This is a genomic window from Curtobacterium salicis (genome assembly GCF_011759505.1).
Classification (GTDB): domain Bacteria; phylum Actinomycetota; class Actinomycetes; order Actinomycetales; family Microbacteriaceae; genus Curtobacterium; species Curtobacterium salicis.
In genome coordinates, this window is the sequence record NZ_JAAOYO010000005.1 from 95,480 (window position 1) to 115,400 (window position 19,921).

At 71.2% G+C, this 19,921-nt stretch carries 14 protein-coding genes; 8 read left to right on the forward strand and 6 right to left on the reverse strand.

Annotated features, from left to right (window positions below):
- Nucleotides 1–129: 129 nt before the first annotated feature.
- The 7 genes from E9228_RS15375 (at nucleotide 130) to E9228_RS15405 (ending at nucleotide 10,706) form a co-directional block, all read left to right on the forward strand.
- Entirely contained in the window at nucleotides 130–1,686 is a 1,557-nt protein-coding gene (locus E9228_RS15375) for a DHA2 family efflux MFS transporter permease subunit (RefSeq protein WP_166781424.1), read from the forward strand.
- A gap of 193 nt (nucleotides 1,687–1,879) precedes the next feature.
- Complete coding sequence (locus tag E9228_RS15380) at nucleotides 1,880–2,731, forward strand: sulfurtransferase (protein WP_166781425.1); 852 nt, start codon at nucleotides 1,880–1,882, stop codon at nucleotides 2,729–2,731.
- 63 nt (nucleotides 2,732–2,794) lie between these two features.
- The gene (locus E9228_RS15385) at nucleotides 2,795–3,862 is read left to right on the forward strand and encodes an NAD-dependent epimerase/dehydratase family protein (protein WP_166781426.1); all 1,068 of its coding nucleotides are present in this window, start codon (nucleotides 2,795–2,797) and stop codon (nucleotides 3,860–3,862) included.
- 35 nt (nucleotides 3,863–3,897) lie between these two features.
- Nucleotides 3,898–4,431 carry an ATPase gene (locus E9228_RS15390; RefSeq protein WP_166781427.1) on the forward strand — a complete coding sequence of 178 codons (534 nt, stop codon included), beginning with the start codon at nucleotides 3,898–3,900 and terminating at the stop codon, nucleotides 4,429–4,431.
- A 124-nt stretch (nucleotides 4,432–4,555) separates the two neighbouring features.
- Nucleotides 4,556–6,412, forward strand: a complete 1,857-nt coding sequence (locus tag E9228_RS15395) for a thioredoxin domain-containing protein (RefSeq protein ID WP_166781428.1) — start codon at nucleotides 4,556–4,558, stop codon at nucleotides 6,410–6,412.
- 34 nt (nucleotides 6,413–6,446) lie between these two features.
- On the forward strand, nucleotides 6,447–10,286 hold the full coding sequence (gene hrpA, locus E9228_RS15400; protein WP_166781429.1) for an ATP-dependent RNA helicase HrpA: 3,840 nt from the start codon (nucleotides 6,447–6,449) through the stop codon (nucleotides 10,284–10,286).
- A 51-nt stretch (nucleotides 10,287–10,337) separates the two neighbouring features.
- Entirely contained in the window at nucleotides 10,338–10,706 is a 369-nt protein-coding gene (locus E9228_RS15405) for a VOC family protein (RefSeq protein WP_208386344.1), read from the forward strand.
- Between the two features lie 10 nt (nucleotides 10,707–10,716).
- On the opposite strand, the gene E9228_RS15410 is transcribed toward E9228_RS15405, so the two are convergent.
- From E9228_RS15410 to E9228_RS15435, 6 genes are all read right to left on the reverse strand, one after another.
- The gene (locus E9228_RS15410) at nucleotides 10,717–11,307 is read right to left on the reverse strand and encodes a YbaK/EbsC family protein (protein WP_166781431.1); all 591 of its coding nucleotides are present in this window, start codon (nucleotides 11,305–11,307) and stop codon (nucleotides 10,717–10,719) included.
- 35 nt (nucleotides 11,308–11,342) lie between these two features.
- On the reverse strand, nucleotides 11,343–12,566 hold the full coding sequence (locus E9228_RS15415; protein ID WP_166781432.1) for a multidrug effflux MFS transporter: 1,224 nt from the start codon (nucleotides 12,564–12,566) through the stop codon (nucleotides 11,343–11,345).
- A 160-nt stretch (nucleotides 12,567–12,726) separates the two neighbouring features.
- Nucleotides 12,727–15,198: a beta-xylosidase/alpha-l-arabinosidase gene (locus E9228_RS15420; RefSeq protein ID WP_166781433.1), complete on the reverse strand. Its 2,472-nt coding sequence runs from the start codon at nucleotides 15,196–15,198 to the stop codon at nucleotides 12,727–12,729.
- Nucleotides 15,195–16,076, reverse strand: coding sequence for a carbohydrate ABC transporter permease (locus E9228_RS15425; RefSeq protein ID WP_166781434.1), 882 nt, complete (start codon nucleotides 16,074–16,076; stop codon nucleotides 15,195–15,197). Before E9228_RS15425 ends, E9228_RS15420 begins: the two co-directional genes overlap by 4 nt.
- The gene (locus E9228_RS15430) at nucleotides 16,076–17,107 is read right to left on the reverse strand and encodes a carbohydrate ABC transporter permease (protein ID WP_166781435.1); all 1,032 of its coding nucleotides are present in this window, start codon (nucleotides 17,105–17,107) and stop codon (nucleotides 16,076–16,078) included. The genes E9228_RS15425 and E9228_RS15430 overlap by 1 nt, the downstream gene beginning before the upstream one ends.
- A 2-nt stretch (nucleotides 17,108–17,109) precedes the next feature.
- On the reverse strand, nucleotides 17,110–18,405 hold the full coding sequence (locus E9228_RS15435; protein WP_166781436.1) for an ABC transporter substrate-binding protein: 1,296 nt from the start codon (nucleotides 18,403–18,405) through the stop codon (nucleotides 17,110–17,112).
- Between the two features lie 154 nt (nucleotides 18,406–18,559).
- Between E9228_RS15435 and E9228_RS15440 the strand changes: the two genes are divergently transcribed.
- Entirely contained in the window at nucleotides 18,560–19,594 is a 1,035-nt protein-coding gene (locus E9228_RS15440; protein WP_341849915.1) for a LacI family DNA-binding transcriptional regulator, read from the forward strand.
- Nucleotides 19,595–19,921 lie beyond the last annotated feature (327 nt).

Sequence of the window (19,921 nt, forward strand, 5' to 3'; positions counted from 1 at the left end):
ATGCGCTCGCTCCGTTTTGGTCTACAGTAGACCGAACCGGATGCCTGGCATCCGGTTCCACCACCTCAATACAGCGCCCGACGGCGCGCGCTGCGAAGACCCTCCACCCCTTCTCGAAGGAGGTCTGTCGTGACGGCAGAACAGACAGCGCCCGCACCCACCGGTGCGGCGCCCGCGACATCCGGTGCCACCGCATCCGGTGCCACCGCACCGCGCAAGGACCACCGCTGGATCACCCTGGCGGTCATCGCCCTCGCGCAGCTCATGGTCGTGCTCGACGCGACCATCGTGAACATCGCGCTGCCCTCGGCGCAGCAGGACCTCGGGTTCGGGACGGACCAACGACAGTGGGTCGTCACGGCGTACTCGCTGGCGTTCGGCTCCCTGCTGCTGCTCGGCGGCCGACTCGGTGACCTCTTCGGCCGCAAGAACACCTTCATCATCGGGCTCGTCGGGTTCGCCCTCGCCTCGGTGCTCGGTGGACTCGCCGACTCGTTCGGGCTGCTCGTCGCCGCCCGCGCTCTGCAGGGTGCCTTCGGCGCGCTGCTGGCCCCGTCGGCGCTCGGCATGCTCACCACGACCTTCCGCGACCCGAAGGAACGCGGTCGTGCGTTCGGCATCTTCGGCTCGATCGCCGGCTCCGGTGCGGCCATCGGTCTGCTGCTCGGCGGCGTCCTGACCGAGTACACCTCGTGGCGCTGGTGCCTCTACGTCAACGTCGTCTTCGCCGTCCTCGGTGTCATCGGCGCGCTCGTCTTCATGGTCAAGCCGCCGAAGGCCGACCGACCCCGCATCGACGTCCTCGGCGTCGTCACGATCACCCTCGGGCTGGTCGGCGTCGTCTACGGCTTCTCGAACGCCGAGACCAACGGCTGGGACGACCCGGTGACGATCGCCATGCTCGCCGTCGGTGTCGTGTTGATCGCGGCCTTCGTGTTCATCGAGACCCGCGTCGCGCACCCGCTGCTGCCCCTGCGCGTCGTGCTCGACCGTGACCGCGGTGGTTCCTTCGTCGCGATCGGCCTCGTGGCGATCGGCATGTTCGGGATCTTCCTGTTCCTGACCTACTACCTCGAGCAGACCCTCGGCTTCTCGGCACTGCAGACCGGCCTGGCCTTCCTGCCGATGCCGCTGTCGATCATGATCTCCGCGACGCAGATCGGTGGCCGCCTGCTGCCCCGCGTCGGCCCGAAGGTCCTGATCTTCGCCGGTGGCCTCGTCGCCGCGACCGGGCTCCTGCTGCTGCTCCGCACCGACCTGGACAGCTCCTACGCGGGCACCGTCCTGCCGGCGCTGATCGTCATCGGGCTCGGCATGGGCACGATCTTCTCGTCCGCGATGAACACCGCGACGACCGGTGTGGCCCGCGCCGACGCCGGTGTCGCCTCCGCGACCGTGAACACCATGCAGCAGATCGGTGGCTCGATCGGTACCGCGCTGCTGTCGACGATCTTCGCGGACGTCGTGAAGAACAGCCTCTCGGGTCTGACCGCCGCACCGACCAAGCTGCAGCAGGCACAGGCCACGCTGGACGGCTACCACGCGGCGTTCGGCATCTCCGCCGGTGTGCTCGTGCTCGTCGCGATCGCCAGCGGGTTGCTCATCAACCGGCAGTCGGTCCGTCTGGCCCGCCTCGCGCGCGCCGGCTCCGACACGACCGGCAGCGTCCCGGTCGCCGCGCACTGACCCCGTAGCACCGCACCACCGCACGACCCACGACCGCTGAACGCCGGTCGGCCCCCGCAGGATCTGCGGAGCCGACCGGCGTTCGCGCTGTTGCAAACCACATCACGCTGCGATCGACACTGGACCCCTGGGCCTGTGTCGGACTGTTGCTGAACCCCTGTCATCGGTCAGTGGTGTCGATTACGGTGTGCCCATGGCCCCCGTCCTGACCTCGCCGCTCGTGTCGACGCAGTGGCTCGCCGACCACCTGGGTGCGGACGACCTCCTCGTCCTCGACGCCTCGGTGCACACGGACGGCATCGGCTTCGACATGTCGTGGCACTCGGCGCGCGACGCCCACGAACGGCGCGGTCACGTCCCGGGCGCCGTCTACGCCGACCTGATCGACGAGTTCTCGGCGCGCGGGGCGGACCTGCCCTTCACCCGTCCCGGAGTCGACCGCTTCGAGGCCGCAGCCCGCGCACTCGGGGTGAGCCGCGCCTCCACGATCGTGGTCTACGACGACGGCGTCGGCGAGTGGAGCGCCCGCCTCTGGTGGATCTTCCGGTCGTTCGGCTTCGACGCCGTGGCCGTGCTCGATGGCGGGTTCCCGAAGTGGCGCGACGAAGGACGCCCGGTCCGGATCGGCGCCCTGTCGCGCACACCGGAGCCGTCGAGCGACGGCGACGCGTTCGTGGCGGGCGAAGAACGTCCGCTCTGGGCCGACCGCGCGCGGGTCCTCCGCGCGGTGGACGGCTCCGAGCCGGCGGCACTCGTCATGGCCGCTGACCCGTCCGTCCTGGGCGACGACCACCCGCCGATCGTCCCGGGCAGCACGACCATCGGTGTCCGCGAGCTGCTCGACGGGTCGAACGCCCTCCTGCGGCAGCCCGACCTCAAGCGTGCCCTCGCGCCGGTCCTGACAGCGGACGAGGTCGTCACGTACTGCGGTGTCGGCAGCGCCTCGTGCGTGGACGCCCTCGCCCTGACCGTGCTCGGGCACCAGAAGGTCCGCGTGTACGACGGGTCGCTCGCCGAGTGGTGGCGCGAGCCGATCGCCTCCTGACGGAGCGGCGCCTCATGCTCGGGTGGCGGAGTCCGTTCCCCGCGGCGGGCTAGCGTTGCCCGCATGAGCAGCAGACGCGCGGTCGTCCTCGGCGGTACCGGCGGCATCGGTTCCCAGGTCGTCCGCGAACTCCTCGACGTGTCCGGCCGGGGTGGCGACGACTGGGAGGTCGAGGTCGTCTCGCGCAGCGGCGGACCGGTCGCCGACGAGCTCCTCGCCCGTGGCGCGGTCGGTCGCCCGGGAGACCGCCGCGACACGTCGTTCCTCCGCGAACTGCTCCGTCCGGGCGCGGACCTGCTCGTCGACACGGTCGGCGTGACCCGCGACGACGCCCTGCAGCTCGCCCCGTTCCTCGACGACGTCGGGTCGACCGTCTTCGTGTCGTCGAAGGCCGTGTACGCGGACGAGCAGGGCCGACACGCGAACTCGCTGGACAAGCCGGTGTTCGGCGGTGCGGTCACGGAGCTGCAGCCGACGGTCACCCCGGGCGACGCCGACCCGACGAGCCGCGACGGGTACGGCGCCGCGAAGGTGGCCGCCGAGCAGGTCCTGCTCGACCACGGGGCACCCGTGACGGTCCTGCGCCCCTCGAAGGTCCACGGCGTCGGCATCGGTCGTCCACGCGAGTGGTTCGTCGTCCGCCGGGTGCTCGACGGCCGCGAGCGCATCCTGCTCGCCGACGAGGGCCGCGGGGTCGACCACACCACGGCCGCGTCGGGCATCGGTTCACTGGTCCGGCTGGTCGCCGACGCCCCCGACCGGCGCATCCTCAACGTGGCCGACGAGACCGCGCCGACCGTGCTCGAGATCGTCCGGACCGTCGCCGGACACCTCGGGCACACCTTCGACGAGGTGCTGCTCGGTGAGGACGCCCCCGCCTTCGTCGGGCTCACGCCGTGGTCCGTACCCGCACCCTTCGTGCTCGACACCACCGCCGCACGCTCCCTCGGGTGGGTGCCGCCGCGGTTCGCGGAGGCGGTCGTCCCGGAGGTCGACTGGCTGGTCGAGACCGCGCACCGCACGCCGGTCGACGGCGACGTCCCCTGGGCGGCGGACCCGTTCTGGGACCGCATGTTCGACTACGGCCCCGAGGACGCGGCCATGGTGCTGCTGTCGCTCGGGCTCGACTGATCCCGGACCCGGCTGTGGCCCACACGATCTCGACGGTGAACCGCCCAGAGGTACTGCTGATCGGTGGCCGATCCGGCGTCGGCAAGTCGACGACCGCCATCGCGCTCCACGACATGCTCGCGACAGCCGGTGTCCGACACGTCCTCATCGAGGGCGACTTCCTGGACCTCGCGTGGCCACCGCCGCACCGGGAGCACCCGGAGGCACATCTGGCTGCGCGGAACCTCGCCGCCATCTGGGCGAACGCGCGGGCGTTGGAGCACCACCGGCTCGTCTTCACCAACACCGTCTCCGTCCTCGAGTCGGCCGTGCTCGCGGACGCGATCGGTGAGGACCCCCTCGTCACCGCGGTGCTGCTGCGCGCCGGGGACCAGGTGGTGGGGAACCGTCTCGGCCGACGAGCCGGCGGTCCGGCTGCCTTCGACGAGATCCGCCGCAGCGCGGAGACCGCACGGCACCTCGACCGCGCCGTCGCCGACGACGTCGTCCGTGTCGAGACGGACGGACGGACACCGGCGGACATCGCGCAGGAGCTCGGCCGCCTGACCGGGTGGCTGGCGCTGGACTGACGGGCTGGCTGGCTGGCCTGACGGCACGCTCGGCTCGGTCGCACCGAGCTGTGGACAGCGGCGGTTCCTCCACAGATCGGTCTGGAGGGCCGCCCACACAGGGCACGCGGGGCACGCTGGGTGCATGAACGACAATCGGCTCGGGACCGCCGTCAGCCCCTACCTCCGCCAGCACGCCGACAACCCGGTGGACTGGCGCGAATGGGGTGCGGACGCCTTCGCCGAGGCACGGGAGCGCGACGTGCCCGTCCTGGTGTCGATCGGGTACGCCACGTGCCACTGGTGTCACGTCATGGCGCGCGAGAGCTTCTCCGACCCGGAGATCGGCGCGATGCTCCGGCAGGACTTCGTCGCCGTGAAGGTCGACCGTGAAGAGCGCCCGGACGTCGACTCGAGTGCGATGGCCGCGGCGAGCGCCTTCACGGGACAGCTCGGGTGGCCGTTGACCGTGTTCATGACGCCCGACGCGCAGGTGTTCTACGCGGGGACCTACTACCCGCCGCAGCCGGTCGGCGAGCACCCCTCGTTCCGTCAGGTCACGGCCGCGGTGCTCGACGCGTGGCGGGACCGTCGTCACGAGGTCGACGCGAACGCGGCAGCCGTCGCGGGGGCGATCCGGCAGGGTGCCGCGGCGGACGCGGCCACTGCCCAGGCGGCGCAGCCTGACGGGGGTGGGGCGGGCCTCCCGTCGGTCGATGCGATCCACGGGGTCGTGGCGGACCTCGAGCGTGCCGAGGACGTCACCTACGGCGGGTTCGGTGGAGCGCCGAAGTTCCCGAACGCCCCGCTGCTCGAGTTCCTCGGTGACGCGGCAGCGGACGGCGACGTGGCTGCCGGCGCGCTGCTCGCTCGCGCGCTGGACGCCATCGCCGGGTCGGAGCTGACGGACGCCGACGGCGGGGTGTTCCGGTACGCGACCCGTCGGGACTGGTCCGTCCCGCACTACGAGCGCATGCTGTACGACAACGCCGGCCTGCTGGCGGTGGTCGACGGTGACCGAGCCCGGGGCATCGCGGACTTCCTCCGGGACACCCTGCGGCAGTCGGACGGTGCCTTCGTCGCGGCGCAGGACAGCGAGTCGACCATCGACGGTCGGCGGGTCGAGGGCGAGTGGTACCGGCTGCCCGTCGACGAACGCGGGCGACTGGACCCGCCGCCGCTCGACGACCAGGTGCTGACCGGGTGGAACGGTCTCGCGATCCGGGGGCTCGTGCTGGCCGGCATCCGAACGGGTGACGACGAGATGATCGCCCTCGCGCGTGCGGCCGCGGACGCCGTGATCGACGGGCACCTCCGGGACGGCCACGTCGTCGTCCGATCGAGCACGCCGCGGGGTGTCTCGGCCGCGCCGCCGACGGTGGAGGACCTGGGGTTGCTCGCCGAGGGACTGCTCGAACTCGCCCTCGCGACCGGTGAGCTGCGGTACGCGACGACCGCACGCACCCTGGTGGACGACGGGCTCTCGGGTGCGCTCGACGTCGACCCGGTCCTGGCCGCTGCCGGCACCGCCACCGGTGAGCAGCCGCAGACGGCCCTGCGCTCGGGGACGGTCGCGCTGGCCGCAGCCGCCGCGCTGCTCGCCACCCTCACCGGCGACCACGAGGCACGCCGCGCGGCCGAGCGGCTCATCGCGGAGCGTGCGCAGACGGGCGTGGAGCAACCGCTCGGGCATGCCGACGCCCTGGGCCTGGCGCTCGCGCTGCAGCGGCCCTCACGAGAGGTCGTGGTCGTCGCCGACGAGCGGGCCGACGCCACGGTCGCGGGCATGCTCGCCGCCGTCCGGACGGCACGGCGTCCGGGAACACTCGTCGCCGTCCTCACCCGGGCCCAGGCGGCGGAGTGGGCCGCGGCGGGCTTCTCGTTGTTCGAGGGTCGCGACGCTCTCGACGGCGTGACCTACGTCTGCCACGACCGTGTGTGTGCGCTCCCGGCGCGGAACGCGGACGACCTGGCCGGCCAGCTCGCGCTCCGGCACGGCTGACCGCGGCGCGCCCGGACGGTATCCTGGAATGCTCATGTCGAATCCCCCCGTCATCACGTACCCGCCCGAGCTGCCCGTCTCGCAGCGGCGGGACGACATCGCCGCCGCGATCCGCGACAACCAGGTCGTCATCGTCGCCGGCGCCACCGGGTCGGGCAAGACGACGCAGCTGCCGAAGATCTGCCTCGAGCTCGGGCGCGAGAGCATCGGCCACACCCAGCCCCGACGCATCGCAGCGCGCACGATCGCCGAGCGGGTGTCCGAGGAACTCGGCGGTGAGCTCGGCGGACTCGTCGGCTACCAGGTGCGCTTCACGGACCGGGTCAGTTCGGACACCCGCATCAAGGTGATGACCGACGGCATCCTGCTCAACGAGATCCACTTCGACCGCGACCTGAAGCGGTACGACACGATCATCATCGACGAGGCACACGAGCGGTCCCTGACGATCGACTTCCTGCTGGGGTACCTGAAGCGGCTCCTCGCACGGCGCCCCGACCTCAAGCTCATCATCACGAGCGCCACGATCGACCCGGGGTCCTTCTCGAAGCACTTCGACGACGCCCCGATCATCGAGGTCTCCGGTCGCACCTACCCGGTGGAGATCCGGTACCGGCCGCTCGTGGCCGAGGACACCGGCGACGACTCCGATGACGACGAGTCCGACTCCCGCACCGGCGACAGCGGCAGCAACGCCGACGACCGCGACACCCTGCAGGGCATCACCGACGCACTCGACGAGCTCGCGCAGGAAGCGCCGGGCGACGTCCTGGTGTTCCTGTCCGGCGAGAACGAGATCCGTGACGCGCAGGACGCCATCGAGGGCAAGCACTACCCGGGCACCGAGGTCCTGCCGCTGTACGGACGGCTGTCCGCGGCCGACCAGCACCGGGTGTTCCAGCGGTCGAACACGCCGGGCCTCCGGCGACGTGTCGTGCTCGCGACGAACGTGGCCGAGACCTCACTGACCGTCCCCGGCATCAAGTACGTCGTCGACACCGGCACCGCCCGCATCTCGCGGTACTCCCCGCGTGCGAAGGTGCAGCGGCTGCCGATCGAGGCGATCTCGCAGGCGTCCGCCAACCAGCGCTCCGGCCGTGCCGGTCGCACGAGTGCGGGCATCGCGATCCGGCTGTACTCCGAGGACGACTTCGACCGTCGCCCGGAGTACACCGACCCGGAGATCCTGCGGACGAACCTCGCCGCGGTCATCCTGCAGATGATCTCGCTCGGCTTCGGCGACATCGAGTCGTTCCCGTTCCTGCAGCCGCCGGACTCCCGGGGTGTGAAGGACGGTCTGGACCTCCTCCGCGAACTCCGTGCCGTCGACACCGAGGGCGCGATCACGAAGACCGGCAAGCAGCTCACGCGCCTGCCGATCGACCCGCGGCTCGGCCGGATGGTGCTCGAGGCCAGCCGGCAGGGTGTCGGGCGCGAGGTCATCGCGATCGTCTCGGCGCTGAGCATCCAAGACCCCCGCGAGCGCCCGCTCGAGAAGCGTGCACAGGCGGACCAGCTGCACAGTCGCTTCGCCGATCCGACGAGTGACTTCCTGACGCTGCTCGGCCTCTGGAACTACCTGGAGGACAAGCAGGACGAGCTGTCGTCGAGTGCGTTCCGCCGGATGTGCAAGGCGGAGTTCCTCAACCACCTGCGGATCCGCGAGTGGCAGGACCTGTACCGCCAGCTCTCCCGAGCGGCCAAACAGGTCGGCATCCACGTCGGCACGGAACGCAAGGACGACCCGGACTCGGTGCACCGTGCGCTGCTCGCGGGTCTCCTCAGCCAGATCGGGCTCCGCGACCGCGAGAAGCGCGACTACCTCGGGTCGCGCAACACCCGGTTCGTGGTCTTCCCCGGCAGCGTCCTGGCGAAGAAGCAGCCGGACGCGGTGATGGCGGCCGAACTCGTCGAGACGAGTCGGCTGTTCGCTCGAACCGTCGGCCGCATCGACACCGCCTGGGTCGAACCGTTGGCCGGCGACCTGCTCAAGCGCACCTACGGCGAACCGCACTGGGAGAAGAAGCAGGGTGCCGTCGTCGCCTACGAGCGCGTCACGCTGTTCGGGGTCCCGATCGTCCAGCGCCGACGCGTGCAGTACAACCGGATCGACCCGGTGCACTCCCGCGAACTGTTCATCCGGCACGCCCTGGTCGAGGGTGAGTGGGAGTCGCAGCAGGCGTTCGACCGGGCGAACCGGAAGCTCCGCCGCGAACTCGAACAGCTCGAGGAGCGCACGCGACGGCGCGACATCCTGCTCGACGACGAGACGGTCGTCGAGTTCTACGACGCGCGCATCCCGGCCGAGATCGCGACCACACGGGACTTCGAGGGGTGGTGGCGGCGGACCCGGCGTGACCAGCCGGACCTCCTCACGATGCGTCGCGAGGACCTGCTCGACGAATCGGCTGCCTCCGCCGCCGAGGACGACGCCGAGTACCCGACACAGTGGCGGAGCGGCGACCAGCGTCTCGCCGTCCGCTACCGCTTCGAGCCGGGTGCCGAGGACGACGGTGTCAGTGTGCAGGTGCCGCTCGCCGTCCTGCCCCGGATGCGCGAAGCGGGCTTCGACTGGCAGGTGCGTGGCCTCCGCAAGGAGTTGGTGACCGCACTCATCAAGGCGCTGCCGAAGCAGATCCGCAAGAACGTCGTGCCCGCAGCGGACTGGGCCGAGAAGATCGTCACCGAGCTGCCCGCCGACGCCCCGACGACGCCGACCGAGAGCTTCCGGGCGACGCTCGCGAAGACGATCCAGCGGCTCGTGCACGTGCCGGTCGCGGAGTCCGACTTCGACATGTCTCGGGTGCCGTCACACCTGCTGCCGACCTACGCGGTCGTCGACGAACGCGGCCGCCGGGTCGAGGCCGGCAAGGACCTGTCCGCGCTGCAGACCAAGCTGAAGGACCGCACGCAGCAGAGCGTCGCCGCCGCCACCCAACGGTCGGGAGGCTCGTCCCGCGTCGCCGACGCCGGCTCCGGCCGCCGCATCGAGCGGTCCGGCCTCTCCGCGTGGCCGGACCAGGACCTGCCGGAGGTCCTCGACACGAAGCAGGCGGGTGGTGTCATCCGCGCCTACCCGGCCCTGGTCGAGGAGGGCTCCGGCCCGAAGGCGACCGTCGGCGTGCAACTCCTCGCGACGCCCGGCGACCGGGCCGTGCAGATGCCCGCCGGGGTCCGCCGCCTCGTGATGCTCGCCGTGCCGTCCCCGGTGTCGTACATCCAGCAGCACCTCACCGCGCAGGAGAAGCTCGCCCTGGCCGCGAGCCCGTACCCGTCGACGAACGCGCTCTTCGACGACGTCCTGGCCGCCGTGGTGGATGCCGGCATCCGCCGGTCGCATCCCGACGGGCTGGTGTTCACGCGGGCCGCGTTCGACCAGGTGCGGGACACCGTGTCCGCGACGGTCGTCGACACGATGTTCACCGCCGTGTCCGAGGTCGCCGCCGTCCTGACGGCGCAGCGGAACGCCGAACGGGCGATGAAGCAGGCAACCAACATGGCGCTGCTGCCGGCGCTGTCGGACATGCGGCAGCAGATGGAACGACTGGTGTTCGCCGGGTTCGTCTCGGTGGCCGGACTCGACCGCCTCCGCCGCATCCGCGTGTACCTGCAGGGCATCGAGGCACGGGTGACGAAGCTGCTGCAGAACCCGGGGCGTGACGCCTCGTGGATGCGCGAGGTCACCGGGGCGACCGAGCGGTACGTCGAAGCCGGTGGGACATTCCCGCCGTCGGTCGGCTCGCACCCGGAACTCGTGCACGCCCGGTGGATGCTCGAGGAGTTCCGTCTCAGCCTGTTCGCGCAGGAGCTCGGCACTGCGGAGACCGTGTCGCTGCAGCGGATCACGAAGGCGCTGACCGCCGCCAGCCGCTGACGGCCACGAGCCCCTGACCCCGTCCGGCCGACCAGGACTACGGTGACCGCCATGATCGGCACACTCGACGTCGTCGTCCTGGACTGCCCGGACACCCGCGCCCTCGCCCGCTTCTACGCCGAACTCCTCGGCGGGGAGATCGTCGCCTTCGACGAGGACTGGGCCGAGGTGGTCCTGCCCTTCGCCGGGCACCGTCCGCTGCTCGCCCTCCAACGCGTCGACGACTACCGGGCGCCGGACTGGCCGGGGCAGAGCGTCCCGCAGCAGATCCACCTCGATGTGAGGGTCGACGACCTCGACGTCGGTGAACAGGCGGTCCTGGCGATCGGAGCACGAGCGACCGGCCAGGGCACCGACACCTTCCGGGTCTACCTCGACCCGGCGGGACATCCGTTCTGCCTGGTCCGACCGCAGGACTGACCGGCTCCGCTCAGGCCGACGGCCCGTCGGCGTCAGCCGCAGCGACCGGCTCGGCCGGCTCGGCCGGGTCGACCGCCAGCCCCTCGACGACCTCGACCCGCGGCAGTTCGGCGAGCACCGCACCCGGCAGGAACAGCTTCGCCCCGCGGACGCCTGCCCCGATGACGACCTCGGGCACCTCGAGCACCCGGGAGTCGACGTACACGGCCCAGTCGGCGGGCAGCCCGATGGGCGTGATCCCGCCGTACTCCATCCGGGTGCGCTCGACGGCGTCGTCCATCGGCGCGAAGCTGACCTTCCGAACGCCGAGCAGCCCCTTGACGGTCCGGTTGACGTCGAGCTTCGTTGACGCGAGCACCACGCACGCGGCGTACGTCACCGTGTCACCGCGCTTGCCCGCGACGACGATGCAGTTCGCGCCGCCGGACACGGGGAAGCCGTAGGCCTCCGAGAACGCCGCAGTGTCCGCCAGGTCCGGGTCGATGGGAGACGCCTCGATCCGCTGCAGCACGGCGGAGGGCAGGGCGACCAGGGCCTCGGCGACGGGGATCGCGATCGAGCCGGTGGCGAGCAGGACGGGCATGCGGTTCAACGTCGGCATCGCTCCACCCTAGGGACGCCCCGCACGATGACGTGTCAGCGAGCGACGGACGCCTGCCGGTCCCGCGCCGATGCCCAGAGTTGCACGACCAACCCAAGCGCGATGAACCCCGCCATCATGCCGCCCATCGCCGTCGCGGTCCCGCCGAGTGCACCGGCCAGCGGCGTGGCCGAACCGCCGAGCCCGAAGGTCAAGCCGCCGGCGAGCGCCGACGCTGTGCCGGGGTGCCGGTGTCCGAGTGCCTGCGTGAGCGTGATCGATCCCGGGATCACCCAGCCCCACGCGGCGGTGACGAGTGCCAGCGCCGGCCAGACCACGGCCGCGCCGGCACCGCTGACCGCGCCGAGCAGGACGAGCGCCGACCCGACGGTGCCGACGGTGAGGCCGATCGTGTACAGCCGGTCCTCGGCGACACGGCCGACGAGCCGCCGGAACACCAGGGTGGACACGATCATGCACGAGGCGTTCGACGCGAAGACGAGCGTGTAGAGCCCCTCGCCGAAGCCGTACTGCTGCTGGAAGACGAACGACGACGTGGCGATGTACGAGAAGAACCCGATGGTCGCCGCGCACCCGGTGACGAGGTACCAGCGGAACCGCGGGATGCGCAGCAGCTCCCCCATCCGACCGAGCACGGCCCGGGGTGACCGGCCGCCGGGTGTCGGCTCGACGAGGGTCTCGGGCAGCAGGCGTGCGGCCGCGACCGTGAGGACGGTTCCGAGGACGGCGAGCACGACGAACGCGCCACGCCACGTCGAGAACGACAGGACGACGCCGCCGGCGAGCGGAGCGACGACCGGGCCGACGGAGTTCACGACCGCGAGCGTGGAGTACAGCCGGCTGCGCTGCGTCCCGGTGGCCGCGTCGCCGACCATCGCCCGCCCGGCCACCGCACCGGCGGCTCCGCCGAGCCCCTGCACGACCCGGGCCGCGACCAGGGTCACGATGTCCGGCGCGATCGCGCAGACGAGCCCGGCGACCGCGAAGAGGGCGGTCCCGCCGAGCAGGATCCGGCGTCGCCCGACACCGTCGCTGATGGGGCCCACGACGATCTGACCGACGGCGAAGGCGACGAGGAACGCGGTCAGGCTGAGCTGGACGGCGGCGGTGGAGACGTCGAGGTCACGGGCGATCGCGGGGAGCCCCGGGATGTACATGTCGGTCGCGAAGGGCGACACGCCGACGATCAGGCTGAGGGTCAGCAGCGGCCCGCGGCGCCCGGTCCAGGACGTGCGGGCCGGATCGGCAGCGCTGCTCATCGTCGCCACCCTAGCCCGCGCGCATCTCGCGAGCGCAGCCGCGACCGCAGCCGCGACCGCCACCACACGACGGACGGGAGGCCCGTGACCAGCTGGTCACGGGCCTCCCGTCCGACGGTCCCGCGCTCCCCCGCGGCGGCCGTCATCGGCCGGTTCCCCGTCAGCCGACGACCTCCCAGGTGACGAGTCGCGCGTCGCGGGTGGTGACCTCGTGCACGGGTCCCTCGACCGCCAGGAGCGCCCGTGGTGTGGCGGTGCCGGGCAGGACCCGGGCCGCGGTGGCGCGCTCGTTGACGATGACGCCACCGGTCGCGGTGTCGGCGTCCGCCACGGAGGCCGAGGCCGCCGCGTGCGAGCCGACCCAGACCTCGACGTCGCCGGGCTCGACGATCCGGACCATCCGACGGTCGCTGAACGCCAGGCGGGTGCTGGGGACCGTGAAGGCGAGCCGCGCGGACGCGCCGGCGTCGAGGTCGACGCGGGCGTAGCCGAGCAGCTGCACGACCGGGCGGGTGACCGAGCCGGCGACGTCGTGCCCGAACAGCTGCACGACGTGGGCGCCGGCGACCGAGCCGGTGTTCGTCACCGTGACGCTGGCGGTGAACGCCGACCCGGCACGGACCGATGTGTCGACGACCAGGTCCGCGTACGCGAAGGACGCGTACGACAGGCCGAATCCGAACGGCCGGACCGGGGTGGAGTCGGTCGCCGTGACGTCCGACGGTCCGCCGAGGGCCGGGTGCAGGTACGAGTACGGCTGCGCACCGGCGGACCGGGGCAGCGACACCGGCAGTCGTCCGGAGGGGTTCACCCGGCCGGTGACGACGTCGGCGATCGCGAGACCACCGCCCTCACCGGGGAAGAACGCCTGCAGGACGGCAGCGGGACGCGGTCCTTCGCCGTCGAGTGCCCAGCTGATGGCGTACGGCCGACCGGTGAGGAGCACCAGGACGACCGACGTGCCGGTGGCGACCACGGCCTCCACCAGTTCGCGCTGCACGCCGGGCAGGTCGAGCGACTCGGAGTCGTTGCCCTCGCCGACGGTGCCGCGGCCGAACAGGCCGGCCTGGTCGCCGACGACGACGACGGCGAGCTCGGCCTCCGTCGCGGCGGCGACGGCGTCGGCGATGCCGGTCCGGTCCTCCCCCTCGACCGTGCAGCCCTCGACGACCCGAACCGACGCGCCGGCGAACGCGTCGGTGAGTGCCTCGGCGACCGTCGGGATCGAGAACCCGAGCGGCAGCCCGGGGTGCGCGGCCAGGACGTGGTTCGCGAACGAGTAGCAGCCCTGCAGGGCCTCAGCACGATCGGCGTTCGGCCCGATGACGGCGACCGTGCCGGGGGTCTGCCGGACCGGCAGGACCCCGTCGTTGCCGAGCAGCACGATCGACTCCTCGGCGAGACGCCGGGCGAGCGCCTGGTGTCGCGGCGAGTCGAGGTCGACGCCGGTCGGCGGCTCGTCCTCGTAGGCCTCGGGGTCGAGCAGGCCGAGCGCCTCCTTCTGCGCGAGCGCCCGGAGGACCGCACGGTCGACGTACGCCTCGTCGAGCTGGCCGGAGCGCACCCGCTCCAGCAGGGGCTGCAGGTACGCGTCCCCGGTGGGCAGCTCGATGTCGATGCCGGCCTCGAGGGCGAGCGCTGCCGCTTCCCCACGGTCGGCGGCGACGGCGTGCATGACCTCGAGGAACGCGATCGCGAAGTAGTCCGCGACGACGGTGCCGTCGAAGCCGAGCTGCTCGCGCAGCACCCCCGTCAGGTAGTCCGGGTTCGCGGCCATCGGGACACCGTCGGTCTCGGTGTACGAGTTCATCACCGAGCGGGCACCACCGTCGAGCAGCGCCATCTCGAACGGCGGCAGGAAGACGTCGCGGATCTCGCGCGGCCCGGCGGAGACGGGCGCGTGGTTGCGTCCGGCGCGGGACGCCGAGTAGCCGAGGAAGTGCTTCAGCGTGGCGTGCACGCCGGCGTCCTGCAGTCCGCGGACGTAGGCGGTGCCGACCGTGCCGACCAGGTACGGGTCCTCACCGATGCACTCGTCGACGCGGCCCCAGCGGGGGTCGCGCACGACGTCGAGCACCGGCGCGAGCCCCTGGTGGATGCCGAGTTCGCGCATCGAGTCGCCGATCGCGCGGCCGACCTGTTCGACGAGTTCGGGGTCGAACGAGGCACCCCACGCGAGCGGGGTCGGGAAGGTCGCTGCCTTCCAAGCGGCCAGTCCGGTCAGGCACTCCTCGTGGACGAGCGCGGGGATGCCGAGCCGCGTCTCCCGCTTCAGGCGACGCTGCTCCTGCCAGAGCCACGCGGCCCGCTCCTCGGCGTCCACCGGCCGGGTGCCGTAGACGCGGGTGTAGTGCCCGATGCCGTCACGCGTGACGTCGGGCAGCGTGGACCGGTCGTCCTGCGCCGCCGCCATCTCGCCCTGCATGGGCGCGACGACGCCGTTCTGGTCGAGCCAGTAGCCGACGATCTGCGCCGCCTTCTCCTCGAGTGTCATCCGGGCGAGCAGGTCGCGGACGCGCTCGCTCACCTCGGGGACGGCCGGGAGGCTCGTGGCCGGGTCCGACAGTTCGGTCCGGACGTGCTCGGTGCGGTCGGGGTCGACCGCCTGCTGCGGGTCGTTGGTGATCGTCATCCCTTGACCGCCCCGGTGAGACCGCCGACGATCCGGCGCTGGAAGATCGTGAAGAAGATCAGCGCGGGGATCATCGACATCGACGTGAACGCCAGCACCTTCGCCGTGTCGACGGAGTACTGCGACGAGAACGCCTGCACACCGAGCGGCAGCGTGTAGCTGCCCTCGTTGTTGAGGATGAACAGCGGCAGGATGTAGCTGTTCCAGCTGGCGATGAACGCCAGGATCCCGACGGTGACGACGCCCGGCAGGGACAGCGGCACGATCATCCGGAAGAAGAACCCGAGGCGGCTGGCACCGTCGATGGACGCCGCTTCCTCGAGCTCGTCGGGGATCGCCCGGAGGAACGGCACCAGGATGATGACGGTCGTCGGCAGGGCGAAGGCGATCTGCGGCAGGACGACCCCGGCCAGGCTGTTCGTCAGACCGAGGTCCTTGATGAGCAGGTACAGCGGGGTGATCGCGACGGTGATCGGGAACATCAGGCCGGCGGCGAACAGGGCGTAGAGCGCCCCGCGGCCGGCGAACCGGTAGCGGGCCAGGATGTAGCTGACCATCAGGCCGAGCACGACGACGCCGACGGTCGTCGCGATCGCGCTGATCGCCGAGTTGCCGAGCTCCTGCCAGAAGATCGAGCTGCTGAGGACCGAGCCGTAGTTGCCCAGTTCGAACGGTGCCGGCAGGCCCGCGGGGCTCGTGGTGATCTGCGAGTTCGTCCGGAAGCCGCCCAGCACGATGTACAGCACCGGGGCGAGGTTCGCGGCGACGAACAGGATCGCCACGACGTAGGTGAGCGGGTTCGCGCGACCGATGGCCGCGCTCGACCGGCGCTCGCGCGTCGCACGACGCCCGGGGGCGACGATGCTCGTGGTGGCCATCACTTCTTCCCTTCGGTGATCGCGCCCGCGGTGTCCCGGCGGAGCACGAATCGTTGGTAGATGAGCGCGACGGCCAGGGAGATGATGAACATCACGACGGCGACGGCGCTGCCGAAGCCGTAGTTCCCGGAGTTGCGGCCGTTGCCCACCATGTAGGTCGCCATGGTCGAGGTGCCTGCGGTGGAGGCGATGTACTGCCCCCAGATGATGTAGACGAGGTCGAACAGCTGGAGCGACCCGATGATCGACAGGAATGCCCAGATGCGGATCGTCGGGCCGAGCAGCGGCAGCGTGATGCGCCGCTGGATCTGCCAGTAGCCGGCGCCGTCGATCGCGGCGGCCTCGAAGAGCTCTTCAGGGATGCTCTGCAGGCCGGCGAGGAACAGGATCACCGCGAAGCCGATGTACTTCCACGAGATGATCACGAGCAGCGTCCAGATGGCGATGTCCGGGTTGGACAGCCAGTCCGCGCGCAGGCCGCCGAGTCCGATGGACTGCAGCATGTCGTTCACGGCGCCGTTCGACTGCAGCAGCAGGCTCCAGCCGGTGCCGACGATGACCTCGGAGATCACGTAGGGCACGAAGACCAGCACACGGATGAGTCCGCGGCCGTGCATCTTCTGGTTGAGCAGCAGCGCGAGGACGATCGCGATCGGACCCTGCAGCACCAGCGACAGGACGACGATGAAGCCGTTGTGCATGAGGACCGACCGGAAGGCCTGGTCCTGGAAGATGATGACGTAGTTCTGCAGGCCGACGAAGTCGGTGGGCGGGCCGTAGCCCTGCCACTTGAAGAACCCGTAGTACGCGGCCATGCCGACGGGCAGGATCACGAAGGTGACGAAGACGATCACGGCGGGTCCGGCGAGGACGGCGATCTCCGCCCGCTGCCGCCAGTCCGCGAGCCGCTTGGCGGGCCGACGCCCGGCGGGGCGCGGTGCCGAGGAGGCACCGCGCCCTGCCTGCGTGGACCCCGCGCCGCGGTCCGACCCGGTGGCCGGGTCCGTGCCGAGCGAGGTGTCGAGGGTCATGATCAGCCCTTGGCCGCAGCCTGGTTGGTGGTGGTCACGATGTCCTTGGCGTTGCCCTTGCCGGCGAGGACGTCCACGACGCTGGTGTTCAGCGCGTTGCCGACGTTCTGGCCGTAGAGGGTGTCGAGGTACTGCGACACGAACGGGGCGTCCTTGTACGCGGCGAGGGCCGTCTTCAGGTACGACTCCGACACGACGGACTGGGCGTCCTGGTTGACGGGGATCGCCTGGAAGGCCTTGTAGTAGCCCTCCTGGTTGTCCTTCTGCACGATGAAGTTGAGGAAGTCGGTGCACGCCTTCTTCGGGGCCTTCGCGGTGCAGGAGTAGCCGTCGACACCACCCATCATCGACTTCGCGTCACCCTTGCCACCGGAGACGGCGGGGAACGGGAACCATCCGAGGTCCGGCAGCGGCTTGGCGTCCGGGGTCAGGGAGGAGATCACGCCCGGGTCCCACGCACCCATGAGTTCCATGGCCGCCTTGTGGTTGGCGAGGAGGCCGGCGGAGCTGCCGGCGCCCTGCTGTGCGGCGGTGGTGAGGAAGCCCTGGTTGAACGGCTTGGTGTCGTTGAAGGCCTCGAGGTCCTTGCCGGCCTTGGTCCAGCAGGCGTTGTCGAACTTCAGGGACTCGGCGGTACCGGTCAGGGTCTTCTCGCTGCAGGCGCGGAGCGCGAAGTTGTAGTACCAGTGCGCGGCGGGCCAGGCGTCCTTGGCGCCGACGGCGACGGGGTCGACACCGGAGTCCTTGAGCTTGCTGATGTCGGCGTTGAGCTCGTCCATGGTGGTGGGCGTGCCGTCGATGCCGGCCTTCTCGAACAGGTCCTTCGAGTACCAGATCCCCTCGGGGAGCACGGCGACGGGCATGGCGTAGGTGCCGTCCTTCGCGTCGTAGCCCGAGAACGTGCCGGCGCTGATGGACTTCTTCGCGTCGGCGCTGATCGAGTCCTTGATGTCGAGCAGCTGCCCGGCGGCGATCATGGCGTTGAGCTTGCCGCCACCGCGCTGCAGGAACACGTCGGGGCCGTCGCCGGAGTTGAGCGCGGTCTGGAGCTTGCCGTCCAGGTCCTCGTTCTGGATCGCCTGGATCGTGATGGTGACGTTCGGGTTCTTCGCCTCGAACGCCTTGACCGTGTCGGCCCAGTAGGCCTTGCCCGGTCCGGTGGTGGAGTTGTGCCAGAAGGTCATGGTGACCTTGCCGTTGCCGTCGTCGGCGGCTCCGCCGCTCGAGCAGCCCGTGGCGAGCAGTGCGGTGCCGGCTGCGATGGCGATGGCCGCCGCGAACCTGTTCTTCCTCGTCATTGTGGAGTCCCTCGGTAGTCGTCGTTGACATGCGACCGCGAGGCCGCACGGAGAGCATGCCTGGCGCTCGTTCGGCTTGTCAATCGATTTCGATAACGATTTCGGTCCGTGGCGCTCCGCGGCTGCGGACCCCGGCGCGGGGTACGGTGTCGACGTGGATGCCATCGCCCGTCCGGCTCCCCTGCGGGGTCGGACCACCATCAGCGATGTCGCGCGGGCCGCCGGCGTCTCGGTCCCGACCGTCTCGAAGGTCATCAACGGCCGTGACGGTGTCGCCGCCGCCACCTCGCAGCGGGTGCTCGCCGTGATCGAGTCGCTGGGCTACGAGAGCTCCCTGGTCGCCCGCAGTCTCCGCCGCAGCCGGACCGACGTGATCGGCATCCTCGTCACCGAGTTCGAGCCGTTCTCCACCGAGTTGCTCAAGGGCATCTCGTCCGCGGCCGACGGCACCGGGTACGAGCTGCTCGCGTACGCGGGGCTCGTCAGCGGCGAGGCCCGGCCGGGCTGGGAGCGCCGCTCGCTCTCCCGACTCGCCGGCACCCTCATCGACGGCGCGATCGTCGTCACCCCGACCACCCTGATGGCGAGCACCCCGATCCCCGTCGTGTCGATCGACCCGCACACCGGGCCCGAGGGCCACGCCGCCATCGACTCCGACAACGTCGGCGGGGCCCGCGCAGCCACCGAGCACCTCATCAGCCTCGGGCACCGGCGGATCGCGCACATCCGCGGACGCGCCGACCTGGCCTCGGCCGAACTGCGTGAGATCGGGTACCGCCAGTCCCTCGAGGCCGCGGGCATCCCCTTCGATCCCGACCTGGTCCGCGTCGGCGACTACCAGTCCGCCGCCACCGCCGAGGTCGCCCGCGAACTGCTCTCGCGCCACGACCGGCCGACCGCCGTCTTCGCGGCGAACGACAGCTCGGCGATCGGGGTGCTGCAGGTCGCGGGCGAACTGGGGCTCCGCGTACCGCAGGACCTGTCCGTCGTGGGCTTCGACGACGTGCCCCAGGCCGCGAACGCCACTCCCCCGCTGACGACGGTCGCGCAGCCGCTGCACGACCTCGGTGCCGAGGCACTCCGCATGCTGCTGGAACTGCTCGGCGGCCGCGACGTGCCGGCGCACGTGCAGCTGCCGGCGTCCCTCGTGGTCCGCGCGAGCACGGCGCCGCCGCCACCCGGTTCCTGAGGACCCGGCGACCCGGCGCCCGGGTCCACTCGAGACGCCCGGTCTTCGCCGGACACCTCGGCAGTCCCGACAGCCGATCGATGGTCCGGAGGGAGACAGAGGCATGCCTTCCTCGGACGACGTCCCGCGCCTCCTGCAGACCGTCATCGACACCCCTGCACCGCGCGAGCTGGCCGAGTTCTCCCGGGCGGTAGCCGATCGGTCAGTGAGACGGCATGAGTCGGAGCGCCGCGGACGATGGATCAGCGGCGCTGCTACGTTCGAGGCGGCGGACAGAGTGCGATCAAAGGCGCCGGAACGACCGGCCGGGCCGTCGACTTCGTCACA